Annotated in this window: 5 protein-coding genes and 1 CRISPR repeat array; all 5 genes read right to left on the minus strand. The window is 45.7% G+C overall.

Annotated elements, in window-relative coordinates:
- Positions 1 to 301 precede the first annotated feature (301 nt).
- On the minus strand, positions 302 to 670 hold the full coding sequence (locus tag I6E40_RS09990; protein ID WP_235386928.1) for a DMT family protein: 369 nt from the start codon (positions 668 to 670) through the stop codon (positions 302 to 304).
- Between the two features lie 86 nt (positions 671 to 756).
- A complete protein-coding gene (locus I6E40_RS09995) occupies positions 757 to 3,048 on the minus strand; it encodes a bifunctional dihydroorotate dehydrogenase B NAD binding subunit/NADPH-dependent glutamate synthase (protein ID WP_235386930.1) in 2,292 nt (763 codons plus the stop codon).
- Positions 3,049 to 3,369: 321 nt separating this feature from the next.
- Positions 3,370 to 5,451: a CRISPR direct-repeat array (repeat unit 36 nt; unit sequence ATCTACAATAGTAGAAATTAAAGAAAGAGGATTGAC).
- A gap of 232 nt (positions 5,452 to 5,683) precedes the next feature.
- On the minus strand, positions 5,684 to 9,466 hold the full coding sequence (cas12a, locus tag I6E40_RS10000) for a type V CRISPR-associated protein Cas12a/Cpf1 (RefSeq protein ID WP_235386932.1): 3,783 nt from the start codon (positions 9,464 to 9,466) through the stop codon (positions 5,684 to 5,686).
- 40 nt (positions 9,467 to 9,506) lie between these two features.
- Positions 9,507 to 10,499: an XRE family transcriptional regulator gene (locus tag I6E40_RS10005; RefSeq protein WP_235386933.1), complete on the minus strand. Its 993-nt coding sequence runs from the start codon at positions 10,497 to 10,499 to the stop codon at positions 9,507 to 9,509.
- Between the two features lie 78 nt (positions 10,500 to 10,577).
- On the minus strand, positions 10,578 to 11,011 hold a 434-nt coding region (locus tag I6E40_RS10010), incomplete at its 5' end, for a hypothetical protein (protein WP_235386935.1).

Raw genomic sequence — 11,011 nt, forward strand, 5'->3', positions numbered from 1 at the left:
CAGCAGCGGCGCAGCCGCCATACTCTTCAAGGGGTTTTCTTGGTTTTTGTCTTTGCCCCTTTTTCTTTTTATCTCTTTGCCCCTTTGACCCTTTGTCTCTTAGTCTCTTTGACTCTTAGTCCCTTTGTCTCTTAGCCTCTTCCTCTCTTTGACTCTTCGTCTCTTCGTCTCTTCGTCTCTTCGTCTCTTTGACTCTTAGTCTCTTAGTCTCTTAGTCTCTTTGACTCTTCGATTAACGAGAGAATTAATGGGCATTAATGGAGAACCTTTTGTGTCGAGTCTTGCATGTTGATTTCAGACTTCATTTCAGGAAAACCAGATAGACGGCGGCGACCAGGCAGAAGAAGGCAGCGATGTGGTTCCAGTGGAACGTCTCCCCTTTGAACAGCAGTGTCACCACCACCGTGAAGACGATGAGCGAGATGACCTCCTGCGTGACTTTCAGTTGAATCAGCGTGAACGGTCCGCCGTTGTCAATGATGCCGATGCGGTTCGCCGGCACCTGACAGATATATTCAAACAGCGCGATGCCCCAAGAGAAGAGAATCACGGCGATGAGCGGCCACGACGTACTGATTTTTTCTTGCTGAAGTTTGAGGTGCCCATACCAGGCAAAAGTCATGAAGATGTTGGAGCAGATGAGCAGAAGAATGGAGTAGAGTCCTTGCATGTTTTTTTCGATGGTTCAGTTTGTCACAACAAACACGGAGACCGACGGATGGTTGTCCGTCAGTCTCCGCATGTTCTCAAATGATGTCAAGAGGGATTTCCGGAGAGTTTTTTGTCCATCTCAGCCGCCGCCTTTTTGCCGTCGCCCATGGCGAGGATGACCGTGGCGCCGCCTCGGACGATGTCACCACCGGCGAAGAGGGTCGGGATGGAAGTCTCTCCTCTTTCGTCCACCGTGATGGTGCCGCGTTTGCCCAGTTCCAGACCCTCCACCGATTGCGGAAGAATCGGGTTGGGCGACACGCCGATGCTGACAATCACCAAGTCCGTGGGCAGAGTCACCGTCTCTCCCTCGATGGGCACGGGGCGTCGTCTGCCCGACGCGTCAGGCTCGCCGAGTTCCATTTTCTGCAAAACGACCTGGCTGACGTGTCCTGTTTCGTCGGTGAGATATTTGATGGGGTTGTGGAGCGTGAGGAACGTGACCCCTTCCTCCTTGGCATGGTGCACCTCCTCCAGTCGTGCCGGCATTTCAGCCTCCGTGCGACGATAGATGATGGTGGCAGATTCCGCGCCCAGACGCAGGGCGGTGCGCACCGCGTCCATGGCGGTGTTGCCGCCTCCCACCACCGTCACGTGCTTTCCGAACGGCACGGGCGTGTCCGTGGCAGGGTCGGCAGCGTGCATGAGGTTCACGCGGGTCAGATATTCGTTGCTGGAGAGCACGCCCGCAGCGTTTTCTCCCTCGATGCCCATGAAGTTCGGCAGTCCCGCACCGGAAGCGATGAAGATGCCGCGATAGCCCTCCGCTTTCAGTTCGTCCACCGTGATGGTCTTACCCACGATGCAGTCCGTGACAAATTCCACGCCCTTCGTCTTCAGCCCGTCGATTTCAGCGTCCACCACCGTGCGGGGCAGACGGAATTCGGGAATACCGTAGCGCAGCACACCGCCCGTGGCGTGAAGTGCTTCAAAGACCGTGATGGCATATCCCCTTCTTGCCATTTCTCCGGCGAAGGAAAGTCCCGCGGGACCGCTGCCGACCACTGCAATCTTACCCTTCTCCGCAGCGGCGGAAGTCTCCGAGGCAGCCTCGGCAGCGTGCTGACGAGCATAGTCTGCAGCAAAGCGTTCCAGATAGCCGATGGCAACAGGCTGTGAGTTCATCTTGTGGTGAATGCACTGACTTTCACACTGTTTCTCTTGCGGGCAGACACGTCCGCAGACGGCGGGCAGTGCACTTGTTTTCTTGAGTGTTTCCGCGGCAGCCATGACGTTCCCACTTTCCAAGTGTTTGATGAAGGAAGGAATGTCAATGCCCACGGGGCACCCCTGCACACATCCCGGGTTGGCACAGTCCAAGCAACGTTTAGCCTCTTGGCATGCCATTTCCAGCGTCAGTCCCTGATTCACCTCCTCCGTGAGTTGTCGTGCTCTTTTCTTCGGGTCGGCAGCCGGCATCACCACTCTTTCGATGCCCATTCTTTCTTTGGGTTTCATCGCTTGTCGGAGAGCCTTTCTCCATTCCGCGTCGCGTCCCTCCTCCTTGTTCTCTTCGGCGCGGAGGTGTTCCTTTTCCATGGCATCGCGTTCTTCCGCTTTGAAAGCCCCGAGACGTTTCAGCATCTCGTCGAAGTCCACCTCGTGACCGTCAAATTCCGGACCATCCACGCAGACAAATTTCGTTTTTCCGCCCACGGTGATGCGGCAGGCGCCACACATACCCGTTCCGTCCACCATGATGGTGTTGAGAGAGACGTCGGTAGAGATTTCATATTTCTTAGTCAGCAGACAGACGAATTTCATCATGATGGCAGGTCCGATGGCGAAACATTTGTCCACCTTTTCCCGTTTGATGACCTCCTCCACGCCTTCCGTGACGAGTCCTTTTTTGCCGTAACTTCCGTCGTCGGTCATGATGATGACCTCGTCGCTCACCTTTCTCAGTTCCTCTTCCAGGATGATGAGGCTCTTGTTGCGTGCGGCGAGCACGGTGATGACCCTGTTTCCTGCAGCGTGCAGAGCCTCTACGATGGGCAGGAGAGGTGCGGCTCCCACGCCTCCTGCTGCACAGACCACGGTTCCGAACTTATCGATGTGAGTTGCTTTTCCGAGAGGTCCGGCGATGTCTGCGATTTGTTCGCCTTCGTTGAGTCGGCACAGTTTTTCGGAGGAGACCCCGACGCGTTGCACGACGAGTGTGATGCTACCTTTTTCTTTGTCGGCGGCAGCGATGGTGAGAGGGATTCTTTCTCCTCCCTCGCAGGCTCTGACGATGACGAAGTGACCTGCTTTTCTGGAGCGTGCAATCAGTGGAGCTTCCACTTCCATGCAGAAGACATTTTCAGAGAACTGTGTTTTGCGTAGGATAGTTGGCATTTTCTTTTTGTTTTGGGGTGTACCATATTATATATAGGTATGGTCCCGATTCAACGTAAGGTTTTGTGCACTTTGCAGCGGGCAAATTTACGAATAAGGATTGTTTAACAAATCAGTTTCCCTCCTTTTTTTCTTCTTCGCCTCATTCCGGTCCCTTTTCAGCCCCCTACACAGTCCCTTTTACCATCCCTTTACCCCTTCTCTTCACAGGAAAGCCCCGAATTTTCGGTAATAGAGTATTTACGAGGCTATTAAGAGCATTAATGGAGGGAAAGATACCCCGTACAGAATCAATTTCTCACCTTCCCGCCATCATGCAATATCTACAATAGTAGAAATTAAAGAAATAGGCTTGACGGGGGATGAAAACGGGGTTTCTTACAAAATCTACAATAGTAGAAATTAAAGAAAGAGGATTGACGAGAATAACAGGCGGTAATTACTTTTCTCATCTACAATAGTAGAAATTAAAGAAAGAGGATTGACAAGACCCCGAAGCCGTGAAGAAGGAACTGATCTACAATAGTAGAAATTAAAGAAAGAGGATTGACAATGCGTGTGTCTATGTCGGAACATACAAATCTACAATAGTAGAAATTAAAGAAAGAGGATTGACCCACCACCTTTTCGTGCAACTGATGCACATCTACAATAGTAGAAATTAAAGAAAGAGGATTGACAAGTTCGCGCTCGTATTGTGCTACGGAGGATCTACAATAGTAGAAATTAAAGAAAGAGGATTGACTAACGTGGACACGTGGACTGCCCTCGCCATCTACAATAGTAGAAATTAAAGAAAGAGGATTGACGAACTGCTTAAACGCGGCTGTTTGCGTGAATCTACAATAGTAGAAATTAAAGAAAGAGGATTGACTGTGACGCGCCAGCGCACCTCCCAGCGATCTACAATAGTAGAAATTAAAGAAAGAGGATTGACTAGTGTATCTCAATACGCCAAAGGAGGGATCTACAATAGTAGAAATTAAAGAAAGAGGATTGACCAAACAGCCATCGCAAAAATGTTGGGCATATCTACAATAGTAGAAATTAAAGAAAGAGGATTGACAACTGCTCCCAACGGGACTACGACCCGCGATCTACAATAGTAGAAATTAAAGAAAGAGGATTGACAACTCCACACAACGTTTCTTTATTAGGATCTACAATAGTAGAAATTAAAGAAAGAGGATTGACGGAGAGAATCACGACGCACACCGCGAAATCTACAATAGTAGAAATTAAAGAAAGAGGATTGACTAGAGACAACGCGGTGGAGAACCGAGTGATCTACAATAGTAGAAATTAAAGAAAGAGGATTGACCGAAACGCGAGAGAACACGGCGGAGTATCTATCTACAATAGTAGAAATTAAAGAAAGAGGATTGACGCGTTGGATGGTGATTCCGGCGAGGCGAATCTACAATAGTAGAAATTAAAGAAAGAGGATTGACAGTCCGTGCTTCCTTGTCCACCTTCGTCTATCTACAATAGTAGAAATTAAAGAAAGAGGATTGACGTCGCTACGATGTACTTCGGTGTACAGTTTATCTACAATAGTAGAAATTAAAGAAAGAGGATTGACACAACTGACGAACACGAGAACAACAACCGAATCTACAATAGTAGAAATTAAAGAAAGAGGATTGACAGAACAAGTCAGCGGTGAAGGAGACTATCTACAATAGTAGAAATTAAAGAAAGAGGATTGACTCGACCTGTCCGACGTGTATGATATCTTTGATCTACAATAGTAGAAATTAAAGAAAGAGGATTGACCATCTCCACGTCGCACGCATAGACCTATCTACAATAGTAGAAATTAAAGAAAGAGGATTGACATGGATATTCTTCATTTTTGCATGGAGATCTACAATAGTAGAAATTAAAGAGGATTGACGAGAAAGAATCTATCAGAGAAATTGATCTACAATAGTAGAAATTAAAGAAAGAGGATTGACCCAACGTGAACAAAGAGAAGCGGAACTATCTACAATAGTAGAAATTAAAGAAAGAGGATTGACGAAACAGACGAACGCTCTCACCGAGGCAATCTACAATAGTAGAAATTAAAGAAAGAGGATTGACAACTCGCTAAGTCCGCCGTCACCTATCGATCTACAATAGTAGAAATTAAAGAAAGAGGATTGACACTGCGTACGAGTTCGCGGAAGCCTCGATCTACAATAGTAGAAATTAAAGAAAGAGGATTGACGGGGCTCTTGAATCCAACGCGAAGAAGCATCTACAATAGTAGAAATTAAAGAAAGAGGATTGACACCGTGCCGTGGCGCGACCTGCCGACCGTATCTACAATAGTAGAAATTAAAGAAAGAGGATTGACCCCGACATCCTCCAAGTCGCCTACTAATCTACAATAGTAGAAATTAAAGAAAGAGGATTGACTCTTTCTGTACGCAAAGGTAATACAATATCTTCATTATTAAAAGATTCTTTGAGTGGAAAAAATGCAAGTTCTTCCCCCTACATTCTAAATAACCAGAGAAATGAACTGTAAGAGGCTTTTACATGGGGCAATGCTTTGTAGGTTTCTTCGTCCGTACTCCAATACACCTGGTGAAGATATATGGAGTACGGACAAAAGATAAAGTCATTAAGTTCGGAGAGAGCGATGTATTCATTCATTCAAGTAAGGCTTTTCTTGAACGAATTTCAGCCAAGCGTCTTTGGACAGGTCTGCTTTGAACTTGGACTGTTCTTCCGCTTGTATCAACTGCCGAAGCCAAAGCAACCCTTTTCGTGCAATGTTGAATGCTCCGTTGGCATCCGCATTTTCCGGTCCTTGCTTCGCATCGGTGATTGTTCGGCTGTCAAAGAACACACCTTCTTCATTGGCTACGGGTGAGATGATGAAGTCCACTTCAGAATTGACTTCGCTGTTGCGCATTTGCAGCGTCAGTTTGAACAGTTCAAGAAGTTTGGTGAAAAAGTTTTTGCTTTGCTGGTTGACAATTTGTGGTTTCAGAGCCGAGTGGAAATTGATTTGATGCTCTTCAAAGAGGCGTTTGAACTCGTTTGTCAGAGAGATTGTTTCGTTTTCCCATTGGTTGTTGTGCTCCGGATTCCTGAATGTTCTGATTCGTGGTCCGTAAGTGCAAATGTTCCAGTCCTTTCTTGAAGCGGCAGCCTTTGCGGTGAAGCAACTGTAGTCCGTTTCAAACTCAAACCATTGTTTGTCTTCATTGAATCGGATGTCTTTAAACTTGTTGAAGAACTGCTGTGCTTGTGGGATGCTGGTGTAGCGGGTGTCAAAGAAATTGACAAACCCGGTGACGGGGTCAATTTTTGATGTGTTCCAGGCAGGAATATAAAGCAAGAATCCGTTTTGTCTTCCGTTGAAACTGTCACCCGCTTTGTTGGTCAACTGTAAGGCATTGAAAAGTCCCCCCACATCTTCGGCATCGGCTTGTTTGGACACCAAATAGTTCAGTTTGTCAATGAGTTGTTTTTCAAAACGTTGATAAACAGACTTCTCCACCTTCTGTCTTCCACGCATAAAGCCTTGATTCAAGTCTTCGAGCACCACGATGGAGGGATGTTTCAACATGTGTTGCGCAATGATGTTGATGACTTGTGAGAGATAGCCTTCTTTGAGGTCTTTGATGGAATTGATTTGCTTCCATCCCACTCGTGCCTGTCGGCGTTCAGTCTCACGGGTGTCAAGAAGGTTGTGATAGTCTGTCTTATTGATTTGATTGGATTGTCCGCTTTCAATGACGTTCAGCGAATGTTGTTCGATGATGTTTCCTTTGGTGTCAATGATGCTCAGGTAAAGCAAATGGCGTTCACCGCGGTCCAAGCCAATGAGATGCACATCCGGATTTTCTCGAAGGAACTCATTGACCTTCTGATTCAGGTTTAGCTGGTCCACCACGCCAAAGTTCAAGGTGATGGGCACATGAAATTGAAAATGGTCCACCGTGTAACGACGGTCTTTGATGAGGTCATAAGTGAAGACACTGACGGGCTTGGCGTTCAGTTTGTTCTTGTTTTTGATGGGAGTGTTTGCAGGATGGGTGATCTTTTGGGGAAGACTCTTCTTCCTGTAGAACAACTCAGCCTGTCCATTCAGTTTAAACACCACATCTTGCAGGTTTCGTTCATCGAAAAGTGCTTTCCAATAGAGCGTATGGAGGTTCGGACGTCCTTTGCTGGCGGGTGAGAAATCTTTGTTGTGCAGACGGAAAAGATAGATTTTTCCTTCTGACACAAGTTGTTCGATGTATGCCACAGACACGGGCACAAACTTAATCTTGTAACCCTGGCTCAACACTTCGTTGAAGAAGCCATTCATGTCTTTATAGGATTCTGTGGGGGAGAATTTGAAGTTGAAGTTCCTCCATTCGTATTTATCAATCGCTTGTTTGTAGAAATCAATCAGTTTGTGCATGTCTTCCACGGAGAAATTATCTCCTTTCTTGAAAGAACCGCTTTCTTTAATTCGAAGAATCTCCTCGCTGGGCGGAAGCACAGGTGCTTTTTTCTTGGGGAAAAATACTCTGATTAAGTTTGCTTTAGGGTTTGATAATTGTTTGTAAACGAGTTTCTCATAGCACTCCCCATCACTTCTGAGTTGGCTGTCTTCAAAGACTTTGTTGAATTTCTTGTTCATGATGGCTAAGTAGTAGAAGCCGTCTTTCCGCAACAACACCGAGGTGTTGTCTCTTTCTTTGTTCTTGTCCCAACCTTCCAACAATTTGCTGTTTTCGAAATTGAGTTTGATTTTGCTCACCTCAAAAGGTTTTTTGGTGAGATGGTTGCGCACCATGTTGTAGAGTGGAATGATGCGTTCCAATTCCGTCCAGAAGGGCATGAAGTCTCCGTAGAAGCGTTCGTCCTTCAAAGATTCATCTTCATTTCCACGCAAGGGCTTCACAAAATGCATCCATTCCATGACCACATCAAGCAAATTCTTGACGAGTTCAGTTTGACCCTCATCTGCTGCCAGGGATTTCACTTCACTTGACAAATCATATAAAGGTTTAAATGCACCGTGCGCACACTCCAATTTTTGAAGAAGATTGTTTGACGTTGCATTCAAACGGTCTTGTCCCATTGTTTTGAAATAGTCTTCCAGTGAAGGCAGAAAATCATTTTTTGAATCAGCGTCCATGCTGTCCATTTTTTGACGGATGCAAGAATCAATGTATGCTATGCTGAAACTTTTGCGACGCTTGAGTTCTTTTTGGATTCTCTCGCAATAAGCCTCTTCCTGCTCTTTCTTTTTTCGTGGATTTTGTGCAGACAAATCTGCCGTGATGGCTTCTTGAATGAACTGCCACTGTCCGAACATTTTCTGAGAGATGTCCGTGAGTTGAAGATTGTTGTTGATGTGAATCCCATTGAGGTCATAGTCCTTCAGGGATGTCAACAAAGAAACAAGGTTTGAATGCCCTTCTTTCAACACGTTCTCTTTGAGAGACTGATAGGCATCTTCCACTGCTTGAAGCAACTGTTGGTCATTGTCAAAAGTCTGGGGCAGCCATGAAATTGTCCCACGGTCGCTCAAGATTTGTTTGAAAAGGAATTGAAGTTTGGGGAGGCGTTGTTGGGGATGTGTTTGATTGAAAAGATTGATGTGCTCATTGATGCCTTTTATCTTTTTGAGTGTGGATGAAGACGCTTGTTCTTCAGTTCGTCCTCCAATCAAAGAGTTATAGGTGTCAATGCCTTTTTGACTCAGCACATGATTGAATCCCGTGAGACTGAAAGTGTGTTCCAGACTCCATTCGGTTGGGTCAAGTCCCATCTCTTTCTCAATCTGTTGCAAGCACTCCTGCATTTCAGGTTCCTGCTTGATGATTTCAAAGGTTTTCATGTTGCTGAGGAACTTGGGCAGATTCTCATGAACGATTCGATGAGCAATCGAAGTGGCTTTTGCTTCCTCAGAATAGATATTCCCTCGATTTTGATGGAATCCCGTGAAATAGGTGGTAAAATCATTGAACTTCTGAACAAGTGCGATGTCTTCTTCGGGAGCACCTTTTTCACGCAGAAACTCCGGGATCATTTGCTGAATGAGTTCCTTTTTGTCTAAACTTTTGAAACGTTCGTCTTTGGTGAAAGCCGATACCACCAACTTGCGCAGTTTTTCTTGTGCCTTCTCAAAGTTTTTCTCTGCTTTCTCGTCCTTATCTTTCGCTTGAAAAAGTGCATAATATTCTTTCAAGGAATTGTCACCTTCCTCAGGAAAGTGAAAGTCCGTCAGCACATCTTCGATGAAGGCTTTGTGATATTCATCGATGAGATTTTTGACCTTGACATAGTCTTCGGCTCGTTGTTCATCTTCTTTCAGAATGTCGGATTCAATGACGTTCTTCAACGTGTCACCCACAGGAATCAACCCAAAACGCAGGGTTTTGCTAAGAGAATAGAGTCTCGTGAAATCTGAATACTTCATAGTATAAGTTTTAAAAGGTTGTGTATTTATGATTTGATTGTTACAGTTTTTGATTCTCTTTATTTGTCATGATGGATTGGATGCGCCGATGGCGTCCAAGGCTTTCCGTAAAAGCGTAAGCACCCCATCCTTCTTCTTTGATGTTGAGATGAATTTGCTCTTCATACCACCAATCATAGTGTTTGCGTGAAATGATTCCCAAGTCAAATGCTTGATGGATCAAAGCGGATATAGAAACACCATATTGCTCACGCAAATCTATCAGTTCGTCAAGAGTGAGGAAATCACGCTTTTCTCCTATTTCCTCATATAACACATTTCGTGGCATCAGCAAACAGCCTGCAAATTGATTGCAGATACGTTCCTCATCCGCGCCGTCAGCAAAATTTAGTAACAAGTGTCCTAATTCATGCGCAACCGTGAATCGAAGACGCTCAACGGTGTTAGACTGCCAATCGTTGTTCAACACGATGACAGGATATATATTGTCTGCCCACAAACTTAACCCAAGCAGTTGCGTTGGAAGAGAAGTTTCAAAAAAACGAATTCCTTTTCTTTCCAACATTCGCAGGATGCTTGGTATGGGGCATTCTCCAATTTTCCAACAATCTCTCAATCTCGAGGCTGCTTCTTCCGCATCTTTTGCATCCTTTGCAGGGTGGATGAGGTCGGGGCGAACAAACTTGCGATATTGTCCGGTCGCTTTCTCATCATTGATGTATCGCTCAAGCCAAGCACACACCTGGAAACAAAGTTGTTGATAAAGTTCTGTGGTGATTTTCCCACCTTTCACTAAACGAGGCATAAGAGGGGAAAGATGGAAAGAATGACCTTCTGTAAGGATTGAATCAACGCGCAGGACTCGACATAGTTCTTGCATGACCTCGGGCTTGGGATGCATCGCGCCTGATTCGTATTTGTAAATACTCTGGCGTGATATAGGCACATTCATTTGCTGAACCAATTGCTCCATGCTCAGACCAAAGAGATGACGGATGGTTTTGAGTCTTTGAGAAAAATCTACAGTCTTCATTTTTGTATAACAAAAAGTCATAGGACAAATCTGTTTACAAAAGTAGGTGTTTCTCTTTAATTCTGTAAACCTTTCGGCCTAAAATTTTTTTGAATGCGTGTCTTGCGACTCTTCCGGATTCTCAGAAATCTGCGAAATCCGCGAAATCTGCGAGAAATTTTGCTCTGCACTCAGCGAACTCTGCGCACTCTGCGAGAACTCCTTCTCCGGAATCTGCGGAATCTGCGAAATCTGCGAGAACTTTTTCTCAGCACTTTGCGAACACTGCGCACTCTGCGAGAACTCCTTCTCTGCACTCTGCGCACTCTGTGCACTCTGCGAGAACACCTTCTCAGAACTCTGCGAACTCTGCGCACTCTGCGAGAACTCTTTCTCTGAAATCTGCGGAATCTGCGTAATCTGCGAGCAATTATTCTCAGCGATCTCCACATTCTCCACCTTCTCCACCTCTGCTTCAGCGGGTTTCTCCAGTTTCTTCACTCCATAGAACATGCCCTGGGCGGTGCGCTTCT

The sequence above is a fragment of the Prevotellamassilia timonensis genome (genome assembly GCF_021531665.1).
Lineage (GTDB): Bacteria > Bacteroidota > Bacteroidia > Bacteroidales > Bacteroidaceae > Alloprevotella.

What these genes read in the sequence shown, in the direction of transcription:
- I6E40_RS09990 (WP_235386928.1), bottom strand. Translation starts at nt 670, where the DNA reads ATGCAAGGACTCTACTCCATTCTTCTGCTCATCTGCTCCAACATCTTC.
- I6E40_RS09995 (WP_235386930.1), bottom strand. Translation starts at nt 3,048, where the DNA reads ATGCCAACTATCCTACGCAAAACACAGTTCTCTGAAAATGTCTTCTGC.
- cas12a (WP_235386932.1), bottom strand. Translation starts at nt 9,466, where the DNA reads ATGAAGTATTCAGATTTCACGAGACTCTATTCTCTTAGCAAAACCCTG.
- I6E40_RS10005 (WP_235386933.1), bottom strand. Translation starts at nt 10,499, where the DNA reads ATGAAGACTGTAGATTTTTCTCAAAGACTCAAAACCATCCGTCATCTC.